17 protein-coding genes are annotated in these 20860 nt (G+C 48.6%); 10 read left to right on the top strand and 7 right to left on the bottom strand.

All coding sequences use genetic code 11. The annotated features are described in order from the left end of the window. Nucleotides 1–32 precede the first annotated feature (32 nt). Together AC4BAP_RS15465 and AC4BAP_RS15460 are read left to right on the top strand one after the other, a co-directional pair. Nucleotides 33–1118, top strand: coding sequence for a DUF3616 domain-containing protein (locus tag AC4BAP_RS15465; protein WP_490583573.1), 1086 nt, complete (start codon nt 33–35; stop codon nt 1116–1118). A 79-nt stretch (nt 1119–1197) separates the two neighbouring features. Further along, entirely contained in the window at nt 1198–1647 is a 450-nt protein-coding gene (locus AC4BAP_RS15460) for a hypothetical protein (protein WP_490583572.1), read from the top strand. A 235-nt stretch (nt 1648–1882) separates the two neighbouring features. Here the strand turns inward: AC4BAP_RS15460 and AC4BAP_RS15455 are convergent, their stop codons facing one another. The 5 genes from AC4BAP_RS15455 to AC4BAP_RS15435 all read right to left on the bottom strand — a co-directional run bounded on the left by AC4BAP_RS15455 (nt 1883) and on the right by AC4BAP_RS15435 (nt 5469). Continuing rightward, nucleotides 1883–2101: a hypothetical protein gene (locus AC4BAP_RS15455; protein WP_490583571.1), complete on the bottom strand. Its 219-nt coding sequence runs from the start codon at nt 2099–2101 to the stop codon at nt 1883–1885. Between the two features lie 59 nt (nt 2102–2160). Next, nucleotides 2161–3522, bottom strand: coding sequence for a lysophospholipid acyltransferase family protein (locus AC4BAP_RS15450; RefSeq protein WP_490583570.1), 1362 nt, complete (start codon nt 3520–3522; stop codon nt 2161–2163). 5 nt (nt 3523–3527) lie between these two features. Continuing rightward, entirely contained in the window at nt 3528–4448 is a 921-nt protein-coding gene (locus AC4BAP_RS15445; protein ID WP_490583569.1) for a M28 family peptidase, read from the bottom strand. A gap of 157 nt (nt 4449–4605) precedes the next feature. Further along, nucleotides 4606–5007 carry a hypothetical protein gene (locus AC4BAP_RS15440; RefSeq protein ID WP_490583568.1) on the bottom strand — a complete coding sequence of 134 codons (402 nt, stop codon included), beginning with the start codon at nt 5005–5007 and terminating at the stop codon, nt 4606–4608. Nucleotides 5008–5232: 225 nt separating this feature from the next. Beyond that, the gene (locus AC4BAP_RS15435; protein WP_490583567.1) at nt 5233–5469 is read right to left on the bottom strand and encodes a hypothetical protein; all 237 of its coding nucleotides are present in this window, start codon (nt 5467–5469) and stop codon (nt 5233–5235) included. Nucleotides 5470–5748: 279 nt separating this feature from the next. On the opposite strand from AC4BAP_RS15435, the gene carB reads away from it, so the two are divergent. The 5 genes from carB to AC4BAP_RS15410 all read left to right on the top strand — a co-directional run bounded on the left by carB (nt 5749) and on the right by AC4BAP_RS15410 (nt 14303). Beyond that, on the top strand, nt 5749–8562 hold the full coding sequence (carB, locus tag AC4BAP_RS15430; RefSeq protein ID WP_490583566.1) for a carbamoyl-phosphate synthase large subunit: 2814 nt from the start codon (nt 5749–5751) through the stop codon (nt 8560–8562). A 202-nt stretch (nt 8563–8764) separates the two neighbouring features. Further along, on the top strand, nt 8765–9685 hold the full coding sequence (locus AC4BAP_RS15425; protein ID WP_490583565.1) for a hypothetical protein: 921 nt from the start codon (nt 8765–8767) through the stop codon (nt 9683–9685). 763 nt (nt 9686–10448) lie between these two features. Beyond that, nucleotides 10449–10739, top strand: a complete 291-nt coding sequence (locus AC4BAP_RS15420) for a DUF4834 family protein (protein ID WP_490583564.1) — start codon at nt 10449–10451, stop codon at nt 10737–10739. A gap of 42 nt (nt 10740–10781) precedes the next feature. Then, the gene (locus AC4BAP_RS15415; RefSeq protein WP_490583563.1) at nt 10782–13226 is read left to right on the top strand and encodes a YfhO family protein; all 2445 of its coding nucleotides are present in this window, start codon (nt 10782–10784) and stop codon (nt 13224–13226) included. A gap of 177 nt (nt 13227–13403) precedes the next feature. Then, nucleotides 13404–14303, top strand: a complete 900-nt coding sequence (locus AC4BAP_RS15410) for a 1-aminocyclopropane-1-carboxylate deaminase/D-cysteine desulfhydrase (RefSeq protein ID WP_490583562.1) — start codon at nt 13404–13406, stop codon at nt 14301–14303. Here the strand turns inward: AC4BAP_RS15410 and AC4BAP_RS15405 are convergent. Further along, a complete protein-coding gene (locus AC4BAP_RS15405; RefSeq protein WP_490583561.1) occupies nt 14275–15378 on the bottom strand; it encodes a hypothetical protein in 1104 nt (367 codons plus the stop codon). The two genes, AC4BAP_RS15410 and AC4BAP_RS15405, sit on opposite strands and share 29 nt — an antisense overlap. A 177-nt stretch (nt 15379–15555) precedes the next feature. Between AC4BAP_RS15405 and AC4BAP_RS15400 the strand changes: the two genes are divergently transcribed. After that, complete coding sequence (locus AC4BAP_RS15400; RefSeq protein WP_490583560.1) at nt 15556–16191, top strand: DUF4230 domain-containing protein; 636 nt, start codon at nt 15556–15558, stop codon at nt 16189–16191. A 322-nt stretch (nt 16192–16513) separates the two neighbouring features. Here the strand turns inward: AC4BAP_RS15400 and AC4BAP_RS15395 are convergent, their stop codons facing one another. After that, entirely contained in the window at nt 16514–16996 is a 483-nt protein-coding gene (locus AC4BAP_RS15395) for a regulatory protein RecX (RefSeq protein WP_490583559.1), read from the bottom strand. A 136-nt stretch (nt 16997–17132) separates the two neighbouring features. On the opposite strand from AC4BAP_RS15395, the gene AC4BAP_RS15390 reads away from it, so the two are divergent. Both AC4BAP_RS15390 and AC4BAP_RS15385 read left to right on the top strand, forming a co-directional pair. Next, a complete protein-coding gene (locus tag AC4BAP_RS15390; RefSeq protein WP_490583558.1) occupies nt 17133–18011 on the top strand; it encodes a DMT family transporter in 879 nt (292 codons plus the stop codon). Between the two features lie 222 nt (nt 18012–18233). Continuing rightward, nucleotides 18234–20834, top strand: a complete 2601-nt coding sequence (locus AC4BAP_RS15385) for a DUF5686 and carboxypeptidase regulatory-like domain-containing protein (protein WP_490583557.1) — start codon at nt 18234–18236, stop codon at nt 20832–20834. Nucleotides 20835–20860: the final 26 nt, after the last annotated feature.

Below are 20860 nucleotides of genomic sequence, written 5' to 3'. Positions count from 1 at the left end.
CGTAATAGTATACTTCAGTAAAATGATCAGGCATGGCAAAAAAAGTTATACTTCATTTTAACCCTGAGCTTAGTGTTTTACACGACAAGCACGTGCGCGACGGGCTATCGGCTGCCCTGCGCACCGAAGGCGACCTGTGGTTGTGCTGCGATGAGAGAACCACCATTGAGCGGTTAACCTTGCAGAAAGACGGCTCTTTTGCCAACCATACTTCTTTTGAACTAGCCAAATACCTGGACCTGCCTGCCAAAGACAAAAGCGAAATAGACATTGAAGGCATTGGTACTGCCAACGGCTACCTCTGGATCATTGGCTCTCACAGCCTGAAACGAAAGAAGCCGAAGCGCCATCAAAGTATAAAAAAGCAGATGCAGCGCCTGGCAAAAGTAGCCACTGACCCGAACCGGTATGTGCTGGCACGTATCCCGATCATCAAAAACGAGGAAACAGGGCACTACGAGTTGCACAAAGAGGCAGAGGACCCTGAACAGCCGGGGCACAAACTCAGGGCCGCGCAACTACACGGCGATACAACAAGCAGCTTGTTAACGGAAGCGCTGCAGGAAGATGAGCACATAGGACCTTTCCTGAGTATACCTGGCAAAGACAATGGCTTTGATATTGAGGGCTTGGCCACGTATGGTAAGCGTATTTACCTGGGTTTGCGTGGACCTGTGCTTCGGGGCTGGGCCATAGTGCTGGAACTCGAACTTGAAGAGGACAAGGAAGGCCGACTTCATCTGAAAAAACTGGCTGGCGAGCACCGGTATAAAAAGCATTTCCTGAACCTGCGCGGCAAAGGCATCCGGGAGCTGCGTGTTTTCGGGGATGATCTCTACATTCTGGCCGGCCCCACCATGGACCTGGACGGGGTAATCGTTATCTACAGGTGGCCAGGGGCATTGGTAGGCAGATCGGAGCACATGGTGCACCACAACGAGCTGGAGCGCTTACACGAAGTGCCCTACGGCACCGGCGAGAATTCCGGTAAAGACAAAGCCGAGGGCCTGGCCGTTTTTGATGAAAAACATGTGCTGGTGGTATATGACAGCCCCTCTGATGAAAGAAAGATAGGCAAAGACAGCGTGGAGGCACTCATCATGAAGGTGGTAGATTAAGCAGGATGGCATGAAGTATAACCTTTGCATGGTGCATCAGTTAAAGTATAAGCCGATTTTAAACCATAAAGTATAAGCTATGAACAACGTATTAAAAGCCATGGCAGGTGGCCTTGCAGGCGCTGTGGCGCTTACCCTGGTGCACGAAACCATGCGCAGATTTGTGCCCAATGCCCCCCGGATGGATGTGCTGGGGATGCGCTCCATTGAAAAACTAATGACAAAAGCCGATGCAGAGCCCCCGCAGGATAAAGATGAGCTGCATACCTGGGCACTGGCCGGTGATATGGTGTCCAACTCGCTTTATTATAGCCTGGCGGGTACTGGTAGCAATGCCTGGTGGCGTGGCGCCGCACTGGGAGCTGCGGCCGGGTTGGGTGCGGTATACTTGCCCGGGCCGTTAGGTTTGGGAGAGGCACCAAGTAACAGAACCACACAAACGCAGCTGATGACGGTGGGCTATTACCTTTTAGGAGGTCTGGTGGCCGCAGCTTTGGGCTACGCCCTCAGCGAGGACGAAGAAGGTTAACTAACTCAAGTTGCAGTATATGATAAACCAGGCAGGTGTAAACAAACCCCTGCACCCCTCTCAAGAGGGGAATTACATGCACGAACAAAATTCCCCTCCTCTGGACTAGCCAAAACGAACATTTTAAGCTAACGAACGCAGCTCTTTAGGGCTGGGTTAATCGCAACTTGAGTTAACCGAAAAAAAGCGGGGCCGGCTAAAACTTAGCCGGCCCCGCTTTTTTTTTATAGCTGCATTACATGGTTGGCACTGTCGTTTCCTGCGTTGCAGCAGTGTCTAGTGGGCTGATATTCTCATTGGTCGTGTCGCCCTCCGATTCTTCGTTCATGCGGCCATCCACTTCATTTTCTGTAGTTTCCACGTCTACGCCTGTGGTGGTGTCGGTATCGCAGCCAGTTAGTGTTGTGGCAGCCAGCAGAGTGCCGGCAAGTATAAATGCATATGTTCTTTTCATTGTTTCGAATATTGGTCTGCTTATTTTACGAAGCACAGGGTTAAATAGATAAACTGCTTTCAGGAGGCTGGCTCCTGGCGTTGCTGCAGGTAGTCTTGCCTTGCCTGTTCGAGCTCTGTTAGTATGGCGGTGCGCTGTGCCCGCAAGTTATCTACCACGTGCTGGCGCTTGAAGAACAGGCGAAGCAGCAGCCAGTGCTCTTGCGTGCGCACCAGCTTGTTCCAGTAGGCCAGCGTAAAAAAGCCGCTCAAGGGCAGGCTGAAAGCATACAACATCAGCCATGGCAAACCAACATCGAACCAGTATGCTACCAGCCATATCTCCAAGGCATAGAAAACAGGGAAACTAAAGATGCCGGTGGTCAGCATGATAGGGGCATACCACTCTTCTTCCTTTGTTACAGCCCGGGCAACTTTAGAAGGTATAATGTAGGGCAGGTAGTTGTGCACCAACCCGTATACGTACACCGGAAATCCCACCACCATAAACAATAGCCCCATCATGCTCCTCCGGACGATATCCTGGTGCCCCATACCCAATATGGCATCGCGAAGCTGTAGTCTTTTCAGCTGCAGCATGTAGTTGCTGATGTTGTGCTTTAAGGTGGCTACGCGTGCAGGCGCTGTCTGGCTAAAGTAGTTTATACTTTTTACAATGGCACGACTAAGTATAAAGCTGTGCTCATGTGGCGGCGCGTTGCTGGGTGCCGCTGCCGCAATTTTTTCTTTATAAAGTAACTCTACCTGCCGTGCCAGTTCATCCTCTTCGTCGGTTGGGGTATGGATGATGAGTTTCTCCAGGCTGTGCCTGATATCTTCGGTTAAAGCCAGCACGGTGCCCTGCGGGTCTTGCTCAAATGCCTGGCTATACTTGTCAACTGAGATCGGCTCACCAAAATTTACGAAAACCTCGCTGCGGAATCGGGTAGGAGCTGAGTAGTTTAGTCCCACGGGCAGAATTTTAAGGCCAAGCAGGCTCTGGTTCTCTGCCTCTACGCCCAACGCTATGCGTGCAGTGCCGGTTTTTATCTTACGCAGGCGGCGCTGGTTAAAACTGTTGCCTTCCGGAAATATAAGTATGGTTTTCCCTTGCCTTAGTGCCTTGAAGCTGGCTGCAAAAGCTTCCTCGTTGCTTACTGGCTGCTCTGGACTGTCTTCGCGGCGATTTATCGGGATAAGGTGCATCTGGCGCAACATCCAATTCTGGAACTTGCCCCCAAACACAGTGCTTTTGGCAATAAAGTATACCGGCTGCTTCAGCAACGAGGCCGCCACAATGGGGTCCATGAAGGTATTAGGGTGATTGGATACGACCAGCAACGGCCCTTTGTCCGGGATCAGGTGGCGGTTGCGGGCCTCAAGTTTCCTGAAGAATACCCACAGGCCAGCCTGGTAAATAAGTTTAAGTATAGTGTAAAGCATTTAAGTCAGGACCTGAAGGAAAGTATGGTTTTATAAACTCCGTTTACCACGTCAGCCATCCGCGCAAAATCCAGGGTATGAACTGTGTCGGTGGGCTGATGGTAGTTTTTGTTTCTGTAGAAAGAGGTATCGGTGATCATCAGGGCACTGAACCCGAAATGCCAGTAATTAAGGTGATCAGAGAAATCTACGCCGGGTATAGCGGCAGGCGCCTTAAGCGATTTTACCGGCAGGTTGGCAGCGCGGTTAAAATCACGCAGGAAACTGCGGCCGAACCTGCCGTTGCCAAAGCGTTGCACTACGGCAATGTAATTTCCTTTGGTGCCGTAAAAAGCTTTCATAGGGGCTATTGGGTATTGCTGCGTACCTTTTTCATCTTTAAAGTAACCGATCATCTCCAGCGACACCATGCCTATTACCTCCGCTTTTTGTTTGGCCAGACTTTCGGCATGTACATAGCTGCCCATGTGTGTGGTGCGGAAGTATGGCGGCTCTTCTAAAGTATAAGCTACAAACTCTATCAGGAAGGGCAAAGTATGGTTTTGCAGGAGCCTTGCCAGTTCCAGCAATCCTGCCACGCCGCTGGCATTGTCGTCGGCGCCTGGCTGGTTGCCACATACATCGTAGTGGGCACCTATCACAAGCCGTGGTGCATTTGCGGGGCCGGCTGTAAAAATAATATTGCGGAATGTGTCCCCGTCCACAACGTATGCCTGTTCGCGGGTATGGCCGTTTAACCTGGAAAACTCAGCCTTAATGTAGTCGGCGGCCTGGTTTAGTTCTGTTAAATTCTGGTGGTTTCTGGCTTTTGCCGTACCGGTAAGCCGCGTTACGTGCTGCTGCAACAGCAGGGTATCGGAAGGGCTTGCCCAAAGCAAGTGCAAGGGCAATAGCAGGCAGGCAACCAACATGTAAGGTTTTATCATGTACAACGTGTTCAAACAGTACCCTAATATACCGTTTTCGTTGCAATTGTACTTGTATTCGGTGAGAACTTACCCGGAAGTAAGAAGTAAGAGTAGGAAATCAGGTAATAGAACTGAAAAGACGTTTGCCAGAAACTGGTTCGCCGATGATCTGAACTTAGGCCTCTACAGAAACCAGCCAGTCGTAGGCAGAGGTCAGGTCTTCAAACTCCTGTATCTCGAAGGGAACAGGGAAACGCTTGCTATGAGCCAGGCGGGTGAAGTCTATGACAGCATCTTCATCAAAGGAATTAAGTATGGCAAAGCGTTTTAATGGTAACTGAGAGAATAACTCTAAAAACTCGTTTGTTGTCCAATCAACATCTTCGGGTGCCAAAGCAGGTAGCAACCGCCTGTCGGCAATGGCATAGCGCACATTATAAAGCCTTACGTAAGAGTTAAACCTTAACAAGGCTTCGCGGTACTGCTGGCTGGTGCATTTGCCATACCACTGCGAAACCAATACATTAGGTCCCTCATAAAGCTCAACGTGCAGATATTCTGAGTCGAAACATATCATCTGGAGCAGATTTATAGTTTGATTTTTACATATAGTAATGATACTAATTAATATCTTAAAATCAAATTTTTAACATAAAAAATCATAATAATAACATTGTTGTTTTAACGCATTTCTCCTGTGTTATGGAAATGTGTTGGTAGGGGAGTGATGCAATTTAGGGGGGTGTTAAAAAAAGCCTTTCACGGCCTGTACTGAGCGTGAAAGGCTTTTAACCAGAGTATGCTACTTTGTACGCAGATTATTTGCGTTGCTGCCGTCCAACTTTCGTGTGTCTTCTTCGTTTTTCGCAGCAACATTTCCGGCTTCTTCTTTGCCTTCGTACTCGTCGTCCATTATGTCCACGGACTTAATTTCTGTCTCGTCTTTCTTGACACCTTCCAATGGCTCAGGGTTCTCGTCTGGCAGGCGCTTGCTTTCATCAGCGTTTGTGATGATATCGTCTTCTTTCGGATCTTTCATTTTTTTATCTAATAGGTCTGTAAGTATAGTTTACGTACGGTGTAGTAATTGTTTGTGCCCGGATGCTGCAATAAAGCACTCTGTAGAACCGTGATCGGGTAATAGCCTAAGTATAAAGTGCGCACCCTGCTATGTTCTGAGGGGTTTTAAGAATAAACAAGCATCTGTTAGCAGGTCAGGTATAGCCATACAGGAGGGGGCAAAACAGATAAAGCACATTTTTCTTTTGTACCCCCCAACATTTTACACTAACTTTGGGCAATTTATACATACCACACCATGCCTAAAGACACCTCCATTAAATCTGTACTGATCATTGGCTCCGGGCCTATCATTATTGGTCAGGCTTGTGAATTCGATTACTCCGGCTCCCAGGCTGCCCGTTCGCTCCGCGAAGAGGGGATAGAGGTTATACTTATCAACTCCAACCCGGCTACTATCATGACCGACCCGGTTACGGCAGACCATGTTTACCTGAAGCCACTGGAGAAAAAGTATATAATAGAGATCTTAGAAAAGCATAAGATAGATGCCGTGCTGCCTACTATGGGTGGGCAAACCGCTCTTAACCTGGCAATTGACTGCGATAAAGCGGGCATTTGGCAAAAGTATGGCGTAAAAATCATCGGGGTGGATATCAAAGCCATCGAGACTACCGAAGACCGTGAGGAGTTCCGACTGAAAATGCTGGAGCTTGGCGTTAACGTTTGTAAAGGCGAGACGGCCACTTCGTTTCTGGAAGGTAAAGAAATTGCGCAGGAGATCGGTTTCCCGCTGGTAATCCGCCCTTCGTTTACGCTGGGCGGCTACGGCGGCGGCTTCGTAAACACACCTGAGGAGTTCGACGCTGCCCTTACCCGTGGCCTGCACGCAAGCCCGGTACACGAGGTGCTTATCGAGCAAAGTATACTTGGCTGGAAAGAGTATGAGCTGGAGCTGCTGCGCGACAACATCGGCAACGTGATCATCATCTGTTCTATCGAGAACTTCGATCCAATGGGCGTGCATACCGGCGACTCTATCACAGTGGCCCCGGCCATGACATTGCCAGACACGGTGTACCAGCAGATGCGCGACCTGGCCATCAAGATGATGAACGGCATCGGGCAGTTTGCGGGCGGCTGTAACGTGCAGTTCTCTGTAAACCCTGATGATGACACCATCATTGCCATCGAAATTAACCCACGCGTGTCGCGTTCATCGGCCCTGGCTTCTAAAGCCACGGGTTACCCAATCGCGAAAATTGCGGCCAAACTGGCCATTGGCTATAACCTGGATGAGCTGAAAAACGCCATCACCAAAACAACCTCGGCATACTTTGAGCCAGCCCTGGACTACGTGATCGTGAAGATCCCTCGCTGGAACTTCGACAAATTCCCGGGTGTGAACCGCACGCTGGGCCTGCAGATGAAGTCGGTGGGTGAGGTGATGGGCATTGGCCGTACCTTCCAGGAGGCGTTGCAGAAGGCTTGCCAGAGCTTAGAGATAAAGCGCAACGGCCTGGGTGCTGACGGAAAAGAGAAAACCGACTACAACTACCTGATCGACAGTCTGAAAAATCCAAGCTGGAACAGGCTGTTCAGTATAAAAGATGCCATGCGCATCGGTATCCCTACCAGCACCATCCAAAACCTGACCAAGATCGACCCATGGTTCCTGGCGCAGATCGAGGAACTGGATATGCTGGAGAAGGAAATTGAAAAGTATAACCTTTCTACGCTGCCTGCAGAGTTGCTCAAAGAGGCGAAAGTTAAAGGCTACGCCGACAGGCAAATTGCCCATTTGCTGCGTTGCAAAGAGAGTGAAGTATTTAACGTGCGCCAGGAGCTGGGCCTCAGACGTGTCTACAAAATGGTGGATACCTGTGCTGCCGAGTTCGAGGCCAAAACGCCATACTTCTACAGCACATTTGAGGGCGAGAACGAAAGCGTTGTTACGGATAAGAAAAAAGTAGTGGTGCTTGGTTCTGGTCCGAACCGAATCGGTCAGGGCATTGAGTTCGACTACAGCTGCGTGCATGGTGTGCTGGCTGCCAAAGAGTGCGGCTACGAAACCATCATGATCAACTGTAACCCTGAAACGGTAAGTACAGACTTCGATATTTCGGACAAGCTATACTTTGAGCCGGTGTTCTGGGAGCATATCTACGAGATCATTTTGCATGAGAAGCCAGAAGGCGTAATTGTGCAGCTGGGCGGACAAACTGCCCTGAAGCTGGCCGAGAAACTGGATCGCTACGGTATTAAAGTAATGGGTACCAGCTACCAGGCCCTTGACCTTGCTGAGGATCGTGGTTCTTTCTCTTCGCTGCTGCGTGATCTGGGTATACCTTACCCGCCATTTGCGGTTATCGAGACTGCTGAGGAAGCAATTGAGCTTAGCAAAGAACTGAAGTTCCCGCTGTTGGTGCGTCCTAGCTACGTACTGGGTGGCCAGAACATGAAGATCGTGATCAACGACAAGGAACTGGAGGCCCACGTAATTGACCTGCTGAAAGATCATCCGGGTAACAAAGTGCTGCTTGACCACTTCCTTGACAATGCCATTGAAGCAGAGGCCGATGCGATCTGCGACGGTGAGGATGTGTACATCTGCGGTATCATGGAGCACATCGAGCCGGCAGGTATTCATTCCGGCGACTCATACGCAGTACTTCCTCCGTTTGACCTGAGCGAAAACGTGATGAAGCAGATCGAGGAGCACACCAAAAAGATTGCCGTTGCCCTGAACACTGTTGGTGTAATAAACATACAGTTTGCGATCAAAGATGAGGTAGTATACATTATCGAGGCTAACCCACGTGCATCGCGTACGTTCCCGTTCATTGCCAAGGCATACCGTGAGCCATATATCAATTATGCTACCAAAATCATGCTGGGGCACGCTAAGGTGAAAGACTTCAAGTTTAACCCGCACAGAGAGGGATACGCCATAAAAGTGCCGGTATTCTCATACAACAAGTTCCCGGAAGTGAACAAGGAGCTCGGTCCGGAGATGAAGTCAACAGGCGAGGCGATATACTTTATCGATGACTTGTACGATGACTATTTTACCAAAGTATACTCCGAGCGGAATTTATACCTGAGTAAGTAACCCTTTCCTACCCCCGCCTAAAAACAGCAGAGGGTAAATATAAAGTATAGTTAAGTCCTCCCTTAAAACAGGGGAGGGCTTTTCTTTTTTTGAATTTGACCGTAATGTTGATTCGGAGCCAAACATGGCCGGATAATTGATGTGCAAACAGCGCCGGGAAGGCAAGTAAACCGTAGAGAAAGTTTTTGTTAAGTTTTTAGTTATGAAAGGAAGTATACTTTGGAAGGGCAAGTCAGTATGTGCTTTTTTGCTTCTGATAGTTCTGGCGGCTGGCTGTACTGCCCCGCGTGCAGTAATTAACTCTGGTAAGGTAACGGCCCCGGGCAAGTTTAAAGCAGGTATCAACTTTGGCGGCAACATTGCCACCGAGCCGATCGGGCAACTGGACGATATTGCAAAGGCCACTGTGGACGCCATTGCCAAGAAAGACTCCGTGTTCTACGATAAAGAGATTGAAACTGCAACTAAGGCGCTGCTGGCTTACGCGCTTGATCCCGTAGGCCCCACATTTGACTTTTACCTGCGTTACGGCCTGGCTCCCCGTGTAGATGTTGGCTATAAGTATGCATCCGGGGTGCATGTGTTCGATACGCAGTACCAGTTTTTAGGCCCTGTGGGCACTCCTGAGAACCCGGGAGTTGGCGAGTGGTATGGTAGCATTGGCTTGCAGTATGCCGGGCAAAGTTCAGAGTGGGTAGACAAACTGTTCCTGGATAAACTACAGCCTGTATTAATGTTTACTGCCAAGCGTAAAGACATATCCGTGCCATTGATCTTTAGCAAGTCTTTTGGTCCTGAGGAAGAAAAGGGAAGTATAGCTTTTGGCGCAGTGTACAACCACACTTTTATCAAGTATGGCTTTGAACCGGGCAAGCTCTTTAAAAAAGTGGGAGGCGAAGTGGATAGGGTAAATCCACTGATGGAGACTAACAGCTTCGGCTCTTACGGCCTGTTTGCCAATGCCAGAATAGGCTTTAAGTATGTTTACCTGGTGCCTGCCATCACTATCTATTACCAGGACTATGGTACTTACAATCTGCTGAACAATATCAGCCACAGCTTCTCCGGGCTAACCTTCATCCCATCGCTTGGCTTGCAGGCCAGCTTCGGCAAGGGAAGGTAATACCTCACCCCGGCCCTAATAACACGGGATTTGCTACTCTGTCTGGCGCCAGCATCCAGCTGGTGCCGCTTGGTGGGTGCGAGTCTCCAGACTGGTTTTGTGGGTTTTCTGCATACGATTGACACACCCCTGCGCCCCTCTCAAGAGGGGAATTACCTCCCCTAGCCCCTCCTAAAAACAGGAGGGGGAGTTTCTGCAGACGATTACACACCCCTGCCCCCTCTCGAGAGGGGAATTTCCACAATGCCGGGTCAAACCACCCCTTAATCCCCTCCTTGTCCAAGGCGGGGAACTTCTGCCATTACTAATTTATACTTGCTAGCCAGTCGCGACAGGCGCCTACGAAGAAGTGTCCATCCCAGTCCTTGGACTGAGCGCCTCGAGAGGTTCCGGTGACGAGCTTCAGCGAGGCATTGCGACGTCAGGAGCTAAGGAAGCGAAAGCAGCGCGATGGCCAAGGGCGAGGCCACGCGGCCTTGAGCGCACCAAAGCAAACTATAAAACAATAAGTTAATAAGACCGAGAAATACAGCCAGATAGATAGAAAAGCAAGAATTCAGATTTTGAATTACTATTTAAAGCTGGAAGTATAATCCTACTCCACAAACAACTCCGGAACTAACCCACACTCCTAAGCATTAAACAACTATACTTCTTATCTTTGCAATACTACGCCAAAACGTCATACACAAAACGTTGGCAAGAGAATTGTATAATGGAATAAGTACTGTTTCGGCAGTAAATCCTTTAAGCAAGCATTAGCATGATCAAATTCATATTCGTTACCCTACTTATTATCTTTTTCATCCGGATGGTGGCCCCTGTGTTGTTCAGGTTCCTGATCGGTATGTTCTTGAAGAAGAGCCTTCGCAACGGCACGTTCTTTTACTCCAACATGAAGCAGCAGCAACAGGCTTACCAGGATTTTCACAAAAACAACAGCCAGAACAACGGCAAAACCAAAGGAGGCGTTAAAATAGACTACATACCAGACCAGAAAGACCGCAAGGATTTCGATGGCGGTGAGTATGTGGATTATGAAGAAGTAAAATAAATCTAGTATCTTTCAACTCCTGTTTTTAGGATTTTGAAAGATATGACAACACCCTTCAACTTCAAGCGTGATGTGCTCCCACACATTATTGCTGTAGCAGTTTTTTTACTTCTGACGGCAGTTTACTTTGCGCCGGTTCTGTTCGAAGACAAAGGCCTTTCGCAACACGACATCCTGCAGTTTAAAGGCGGAGCCAAAGAGATACAGGACTACCGTGAACGAACCGGCGAAGAGGCCCTCTGGACAAACTCCATGTTCAGTGGCATGCCTTCTTACCTTATCAACACCCGCTATCCCGGCGACTGGTCTGGTGTAATCCATAGTATACTTACCTTCGACATGCCTGCGCTGGCGGGTAATATCTTCATTACGCTGCTTTGCGCTTATATCCTATTTGTAGCCATGGGCATGAGCTCGTGGTTGTCTATCATAGGGGCTGTCGCCTTTGCGTTTACCTCCTACAACATCATTATTCTGGAGGCGGGGCATAACACCAAATCGCTTACCATTGCTTACATACCGATGGTGCTGGCTGGCATTATTGTGGCGCTGCGCCGCAACCTGTGGCTGGGTGCCGCACTGTTTGCGCTAGGCCTTACGCTGAACCTGCATTTTAACCATTTGCAGATGACCTATTACATGCTGCTTTTGATCATCGTGTTTGGTGTTGTGGAGGTTGGGTTTACAGTAAAGAACGGCACCATAGCAGAGCTGCTTAAACGCGGTGCTGTGCTGGCCATTGCAGCCATACTTGCAGTGGGCGTAAACTTCGGCAGGCTTTATACTACCGCCGAATACAGCAAGCATAGCATCAGGGGCAAATCGGAGCTTACGCAGCCAAACAGCGGCGAGAATGTGGGCAGCGGTCTGGACCGTGAGTATGCATTTAACTGGAGCTACGGCGTTAGCGAAACCATTACGCTGCTGATACCTGACTTCTACGGAGGCAGCAGCAGCGCCTCTTTAGATACCGACTCCGAGACATACAACGCTTTACTTAAATTGGGTGCGCCGCCGGTGCAGGCCGAGCAGATCGTGAAGCAAGGCCTGCCAATGTACTGGGGCCCTCAGCCCATGACCAGCGGCCCGGTTTATGTGGGTGCCATTGTGGTATTTTTGTTTGTGCTGGGGCTTTTCATAGTGGATCGCCGTTGGACGAGCTGGCTGGTGGCAGGTACCATACTTTCCATTGTGCTGGCCTGGGGTAAAAACTTCGAGGCGTTCAACTACTTCATGTTCGACTACTTCCCGCTATACAACAAGTTCAGGGCGGTGTCGTCGGCGTTGGTTATTGCCCAGATCACGATACCGTTTTTGGCTATGCTGGCATTGTGGAGACTGTTCAAAGATTATGGTCAGATCAAAGACCTTGACAGAAAACTACTGATTTCAGGAGGTATAACCGGAGGCATTTGCTTACTGGTTTGGCTTTTTGCCGGCACGGCTAGCTTCACATCCCCAGTAGACCAGCAACTGATGCAGGCGCAGTTCCCGATCGATGCCATCCGTGCTGACCGCGAAGGGATGATGCGTTCTGATGCCCTGCGTTCTCTTGTATTTATACTTCTAGCGGCGGGCTTGCTATACTTTTTTGTAAAGAACAAAATATCGGCTACTGTAGCTATGGCTGGTGTGGGCTTGCTTATACTTGCTGACCTGTGGATGGTGGACAAGCGTTACCTGAACAACGATGATTTCCAAAGACAAGTGGTGGCAAACTACTTCCAGCCAACGCAGGCCGACCAGATGATTCTGCAGGACAAGGACCTGAGCTACCGTGTGATCTACTTGCCAAATCCGTTTAACGATGCCCGCACCTCATACTTCCATAAATCGATTGGCGGGTACCATGGAGCCAAGCTGCGTCGCTACCAGGATGTAATAGACCGCCATATCTCTCAGAATAACCTGGAAGTATACCGCATGCTGAATACCCGTTATGCTATTACCGGCGACCAACAACAACCTGTACAGCGAGTGCCGGGAGCCTTGGGTAATGCCTGGTTTGTGGAGAAGGTGAAGCCGGTGCAAACCCCTGATGCAGAACTGGAGGCCATTGGTGATTTTGATGCCTCTAAAACAGCGGTGGTTGACGTAACGAAATTCCCGGTACAAAAGCAGAACTATACTGCTGATAATGCCAATATTGAACTGGTAGAGTATAACCCGAACTACCTGAAGTATGAATACCAGGCAGCGCAGGAGGGTATGGTTGTTTTCTCAGAAGTATACTATGCAGATGGCTGGCAAGCTTTCCTGGATGACGAACCAGTGGACCACATCCGTGCCAACTACATTCTGCGTGCCATGCAGGTGCCGGCCGGTAAACATACTATCGAGTTTAAGTTTGCGCCTAAATCATACTTTATGGGCAATACCATCTCTATGGTTTCGTCTATTTTACTGATTCTGGTAGTGCTGGGTGCTATTGCCTACGGTGTTAAGAAAAAGCAGCGGGAGGAGATAGTTGATAAAGTTAAAAGTTAAGAGTTTGAAGTTTAAAGTATAAATGGAGGCCTCAGTTAACGCTGGGGCTTCTTTTTTGTACTCTAGGTACACTGTCATTTCGACCAACGGGAGAAATCTGAAACATAATGCAGGCCAGAACTCTACGATGTTTAGGACCACAACTCAGCATCAGGAATAAGTGCGTACCTTTACACTATGGAAGCCCCACTGCAAAAGCTAAAAGACCCGCTGCTGGAAGCACATGAAGTTACGCTCTGGATAAAGCGTGAGGACCTGCTGCATCCACACATCTCGGGTAATAAGTGGCGCAAGCTAAAGTATAACCTGCAGGCCGCTAGAGAGCAGCAGAAAAGCACACTTCTAACTTTTGGCGGTGCCTATTCTAATCACATAGCCGCCACGGCAGCGGCTGGCAAAGCGTATGGCTTCAAAACCATCGGCATCATCAGGGGAGAAGAGCACCTGCCCCTAAATCCAACCTTAAGCTTTGCAACATCCTGTGACATGGAGCTGCACTACATCTCCCGTGAAAAGTATAGGCACAAACAAGACAAAGTTTTTCTTGAGGAACTAGCAACACGATTCGACAACCCCTATATCATTCCGGAAGGTGGCACCAATAACCTGGCTGTAAAAGGCTGTACCGAGATTGTTCAGGAAATAAACATAAACTACGACTATATCTGCTGTGCTTCTGGTACAGGAGGAACCATAGCAGGCATCATTGCCGGACTGGCAGGAGAGAAGCAGGTGTTGGGCTTTCCGGCCCTAAAGGGAGGCGAGTTTCTGCAGCAGGAGATAGAAGAACTCGTGTACAATTACTCTGGGCAAAAGTATAGCAACTGGCAGCTTGTTACAGATTATCATTTCGGAGGCTATGCCAAAGTAAAGCCGGAGCTGGTGGCGTTTATTCAGCAATTCCAGGAGCAGCACCAGATTCCGCTGGAGCCCATCTACACTGGTAAAATGATGTATGGCCTGTACGATTTGATCAAGCGAGGTTACTTTGAAAAAGGCAGCACCATCGTAGCCGTGCACACTGGCGGACTACAGGGTAATGCGGGTTTCAGGGAGCGGCTGGGACTGCAGCTTTAGACGCAGTTTTATACTTTGCCCGCCATTTTTCCAGCTGCCAGCTAAGGCCAATGCTGCCGAACATGAACACAAAGGACACGACACTCATCAAAAAGCGCCCCATCCAGTCTTCGCTTGTTACGGTGGTAATAAAACACTGCTGCAGTAACAGGGAAGCCACAAACACAGTTAGCGGCACTGGCATTCTTTTGGTATCGGCCATGGCTTTTACAGTAAAGAAGTACAGTGGGTATAATACTCCGCCAATAACAAGATTGTGTAGGGTTGAGAAAAAAGGCTTTACATTTCCCCAGAAAAGAAAGAACCTCCAAGCCGACATGCGGAAGAAGTATGACGTGTTGTCACGCACAAAAAGAAACATCTTGGTAAGCGGCGATACCTCTGCCGGAGGCACAATAATTGGCTTATCTGGGTATACAAGTAAATCTCTGTACAAATAAATTACCTCTCCCTTTTCATAAGTCTCTACTATAGTAAAGCCGGTTAGCAAATACTGATCTACAACAACAACAGCTGCTACCGGAACCGCTACCACAAACATAAGCAAAGTTATTTTAGCTTTTTTGCTAGGTGCAGCTTGATAGGCTATTGCCATCTGGTAGCCCAGGTATGCCACAACAGCAATAAAGCCGTTTGGCCGGATTAAAGCTACCAGTATAACAAAAGGAAGAGCCCACACAGACTGCATTACATTCCTAGCTCTTACCAGCAAATAGAAAGAGATCAACATTAAGCTGATATAAAGCGACTCTGTAAGTATGAAAGCATGGAAAAACTGCAGGTCGTACCATACAATAAGTATAAAAGTAGCCACTATGGGAGCTATTGCATTGCCGGCTAGCTTTCGTGTAGCTTTATAGAAAAGTATGGTTGCAAAGCCTGACAAAAGCGTCTGAAAAAAGACGACTCCGCTGAGACCTAAGCCTAATTTGAACAGTAGAGCCAGGAAAACGGGGTACCCTGCATACTTCAAATAGTAGTTATCAGCAAGTGTGTTATTCTCAAGTATGTTGGCAGCATAGTTTAGAAAATGCTTCGTGTCATCAGTCGTCCTGACACCATGTATCCAATACATAACTAGGTGCAGCGTTACCCAAAGCACTATAAAGGCTATCTGGATTTTTTTTTCGCAGGAGGGGGTAATTGTTAGCCAGCGTGGGTTCAAGTGCAACTTATTGGTACTTAACAGAGTTGTAAAAGCGTAAAATTACAAGATTATCGCTCATAAAAAAGTATTAGATAAGCAGCTGCCATGCCCCTACTCCGACTCGTAATTAAACTTATACCCTGGATCATCGTCTTGGTAGCCGGGTTCCTATTCTGGCGTTTTGCTAAAGGCTTTTTTGGAGACGATGCCTCCGACAAAGAGCCTAAAGTGGTTGTTAATTATAACACAGTTTTAACCTCGGTAGAGGACCTGGGCAAGATGGAACTGGTGCGCTACAATTTTAAGGATGTGGTGGAGTATGAGAAGAACGTGTCCCGCTTTGTACCCAATTCTAAAGTGGTGCTTATAGTTAGCGGGGAGGCCGTGGGCTGCGTGGACTTTACCAAAATAACAGCCGCAGATATTGTGTTTGAAGGCGATTCGCTGGTGCAGATCGGGGTGCCCGAGCCAGAGATCTGCTATTACAAAGTAGACCACAGCAAGTCTAAAGTATTTAGTAAGGAAAACACCTATTTCCAGGATGCTGCATTGGTAGAGGAAAGCTACAAATATGCCGAGCAGAATGTAAAGAAAGCTGCCCTTAACTCTGGTATACTTCGCCAGACGCAGGAAAACGCCGAAAAAGTGCTAAAGCCGATGCTCGAAGAAATTACCGGCCGCCGCGTGGTTTTGGTGCAGCAACGCAGGATTGAGAATCCAAAACTGCCACCTAAGCGGTGATGTCGTTATTGGTTATTAGTTGTTGGTTATTCGTTATTAGGGTGTCCATGCCGCAAGTTTAGCGTAAGCGTAAATGTGGCTAAAAATGGTGGCAGTTTTCAACTGCTTTGCTTTGAAAAAGCAAGAATGCAAAGGCCGAGGCCATACTTTATACTTTGGCCATACAGAACCCATCCTTAGCCCCTCCGAGGAGGGGAATCCATAGAAGCTGACGTCATGCATCGCCACGAGTTGCTCGGATGCTAAGCGGCAGCAAAAAAAGATGCAAAGTATTGCGTCTCTACATTGAGAATCCTTTTTACCTCTCCAACTCCTAAACTCTCTAACTCTCCAGTCCCTTAATCGCCTCCTGCACCAGGTCGCCTTCATAGCCCTTGCTCATTAAAAAGTAGGTCAGCTTTTGGCGGCGCGCAAACGGGTTCTTTTCTTTTTCGGTGGCGTTCTTTTTCTCCAGCAGTTGCAGCAGGTTTTGCTCGTATGCTTCGGGGTCAATTTCTTTCATGCCCTGTTTAATGCAGTAGTCTGATATGCCTTTGCTTTTCAGGCCCTGCATAATTTTTCGGCGGCCCCATTTTTTCAGGCCATACTTGCCGCGCACATAGCTTTGGGCATAGCGTTCCTCGTCAATCAGTTTTTCCTGGCTCAGGCGCACAATCAGCTCTTCTACATCGTCGGGTTCCAGGCCATAAGTATAAAGCTTGTCGCGCACCTCTTGCTGGGTGCGGTCCTGGTAGGCACAGTAGGCTGCCGCCTTTACCAAAGCCTCTTTGGGAGTGTAAGTTTTCTGTTTTTTCTGGCGCTCCAAAATAGTATGATTGGTTACTCAAATATAAACAAGTTGCCGCAAAGCAGAGTTCTGAATCTATACTTTATACTTCTGCTAAAAAAGCTTCTTTAGCAACATATAAACCCAGACCTTTGTAGTGAAAACAATGTAGGGTATGTTATCAAAAGGAGTACAGCACATGCTGCTGTCTACGTTCTTCTTTTCGCTGATGAACGTGTGCGTGAAGGAGGTGTCGCATATACCGGCAGTGGAGATCATACTTTTCCGCTCCGGCATTTCGCTGGTGATGAGCTGGGCCATGCTGAAGCGCCAAAACGTGAGCGTGCTGGGCACCCACCACGGACTTTTGATAGCGCGTGGCGTGGCCGGGGCTGCGGCGCTTATACTTTTCTTCATCACGCTACAGCATATACCACTGGCCACTGCGGTTACCATACAATACCTGTCGCCTATCTTCACTACCATACTCGGCATTTTTATAGTAAAAGAGAAAGTGAAGCCGTGGCAGTGGCTGTTTTTCCTGATCTCGTTTTCCGGTATTCTGGTAATTGAGGGGGTGGATGTGCGCATTTCGCCTTTCTACCTGGGCCTGGGGGTGGCAAGTGCCCTGTTTGCCGGAATCGCCTATAACATGATCCGGAGGCTGAACACCAGGGAGCACCCGCTGGTGATCGTGTTCTATTTTCCGTTGGTGGCGCTGCCCATTACCGGTTTATACTCCGCTTTTAACTGGGTGCAACCTGAAGGCTGGGACTGGCCCATACTTATATTTGTGGGAGTGCTTACCCAGCTAGCGCAATATTACATGACCATGGCCTACCAGTCTGAGGAGCTTTCTAAAGTGGCTACCCTTAACTACATTGGTATCATCTACGCGCTGTTCCTGGGCTACATCTTCTTTGGCGAAACATTTAGCGTATGGTCGTATGCTGGTATGGCGCTGGTGTTGGTGGGAGTTATCCTGAATGTAGGCTACAAGAACAGGCTGGCCAAAAAACAGGCTCCGAAGGAGTCAAACTCAAGCCAACCATAAATTCACTGCCTTGGCTAATAAAATATAATCATAAGTAAGGGCGTTTAGCGTTAGAAGTATAAATTGCATTATCAGTACGAAAGGGTGTGGCTTTTTGAAGTTATACCAACAATCAGAAGGTTAATCTTTACGTCTTTTCGTATTGTAGTTCAGGGTGGTGGCGTTTCTGTTACAAGGCAGTTGCAGCAACCCTGAATAATCCGGATCCTAAAAGCTAAGTGCATGCGCCCTTATTACCTGTTGTTACTACCGCTTTTTACTTTACTGCCAGATGTAGCCTGGGCCGGCATCCTTAAAGGCCGCGTTACCGACGAAAACGGACAGGGCCTGCCTTTTGCCAGCATCTACATAAACGAAACCGCCAGCGGAACCGCCACCAACGACCAGGGTTTGTACCAATTGCAGCTGGAGCCCGGCACTTATACCATTGAATTTAAGTATGTAGGCTACCGCGCCCGCAATGAAAAGGTAATTATAACCGATGGCACTAAAGAGTTGAACGTGCAGCTGATGCCGGAAGTCCTGAACCTAAAGGAGGTAATTGTGCAAGCTACCGACGAAGACCCGGCTTATGCCATTATGCGCAATGCTATCCGGTTACGAAAGTATCACCAGAACGAGGTAAACGCATGGCAGGCACAGGTATACATGAAAGGCGTTTACCGCCTGGACAAAGTGCCGCCAAAAGTGCTGGGCATAAAGGTGGTGGATGTGGATACCGGTATAGTATACTTGTCGGAGTCGGTTTCCGTTCTCAACTTCAAAAAGCCGAACAAGATACACGAACGGATGATCTCGAGTAAAGTGAGTGGCCAGAAAAAAGGCTTCAGCTTTAACCAGGCATCCGAAATGAACATCAGTTTTTACGATAACCTGCTGAAGGTACAGGGTCTGAGTGAGCGTGGTTTTGTGTCGCCGATGGCCAACAATGCCTTGTTTTTCTACCGCTACGAATACCTGGGCACTTTTGAGGAGAACGGGCGCACTATCAACAAAATAAAGGTTATCCCACGCCGCAAAAACGACCCGGTATTTTCGGGCAACATTTACATCGTAGACGGCAGCTGGCGCATTCACAGCACCGACCTGCGGCTTACCAAAGATGCCGGGATTGAGTTTGTGGACTGGATTCGGGTGCGGCAGGTATATGCGCCTGTGGCGGCACATGTATGGCTTCCGGTATCGCAGCGCTTTAGCTTTGAGGCAGCTGGTTTGGGCTTTAAAGGTGGCGGCTATGCCATGGGGGTATACTCGAAGTATAAAGTGCAGCCAGCCTACAGCAAGCCGCCTGTGGTAGAGGAAATCGATCCGGAAACCGAAAAAGAGGCGTTGGCCCAGGCAAAATCTCCACGCAAGGCTAAGTTTAAAATAGTTAAACCGAAGGAGATAGAACCAGAGCAGCAGCAACCGGTTGTCGATGAAAAGCTGCTGTCTAAAAAAGAGGTGCTGGCCATTGATAAAGAGGCCAACAAACGCGACTCGGCCTACTGGGCCTCGGTAAGACCGGTACCCTTGACACAGGAAGAAGTGCGCGATTATACCAAAAAAGACAGCATGGAGGTGATCAAAAACTCGCAGGCATACAAAGACTCTATCGACCACATCCGCAACAAGCCCTCCATAGGCAACTTTTTTATGAGAGGCTATACTTATTACAACACCTATGAGCGCAAACGCTATAGTTTTGACCCGGTTCTGGGGCTTACAGGCGGCTCAAGTATACTGCAGTACAATACCGTGGAGGGTGTGGTGGCAGATGTGCGTATGGCCTACATTAAAAGCTTTGAAGACCGCCGTGCCTATGCCATAGAGCCAACCGTTAGGTATGGGTTTGCCAACGGAAAACTGAACGGTAAGCTACGCTTAAGCTACAGCTACGACCCTTTTAAAAACAGCAACATACAGGTAGAGGGCGGCCGCTATGTATACCAGATCAACAACCTGAACCCGATCTCGCCCTTCGTGAACACGATTTATACTTTGGTGCGGGAGAAAAATTACATGAAGCTTTACCAGCGTGATTTTGCGCAGGTTTCGTGGCGAACAGAGCTGTTGAACGGGCTTAACCTTAGCACAAATGTAAACTATGCCCAGCGTATACCTTTGCAAAACAGCACCGATTTCAGTTTCAGGGACAGCAACGGTGAAAATGGAAGCAGGTTTACCCCGAATGTGCCCGTGAACGATGAGTTGGCTGATGCTTCCTTCTCAACCCATGAGGCGCTTACGCTGAGTGCCGCCCTTAGTTTTAAACCGGGTATGAAGTATATCAGTCACCCCGACGACAAGATCAACATCGGCTCTAAGTACCCCCGGTTTACCCTGAGTTACCGTGGAAGTATAAAAGCCCTGGGAGGCGATGTAAAGTATAACCTGGCAAATCTTACCATCAGCGATAATGTGAGCTTTGGCTTGTTTGGTGCCAGTGAGTATAGTTTAACTACAGGCACTTTCTGGGGTAAGGAGGATATGCGCCTGATGGATTACAAGCATTTTAATGGCAACCGTACCATATTTGCCGGCGCATACAACGGCTTCCAGCTGCTGGACTACTACCGTTACAGCACCAACAACAAGTACCTGGAGGGCCACTTCGAGCATCACTTTAATGGCTTCCTGTTCAACAAAGTGCCGCTGTTTCGTAAGCTGAAGTGGCAGGAGGTGGTTAGCCTGAACTACCTCAACACCAAAGAGTCGAGAAACTACCTGGAGTTGGGCCTGGGCATAGAGCATATCTTTAAAATTGTGCGGGTAGATTTCGTTACTTCTTTTCAGGAGGGCAATAAAGCCAGAACCGGATTTCTGATAGGGATAGGCTTTTAGGGCAGGTGTCGCCGCAGAGCTTATAA

The organism is Pontibacter sp. GD7, assembly GCF_058216375.1.
The sequence above is the reverse complement of the archived record's forward strand: the minus strand, read 5'-3'. Positions and strand labels throughout refer to the sequence as shown.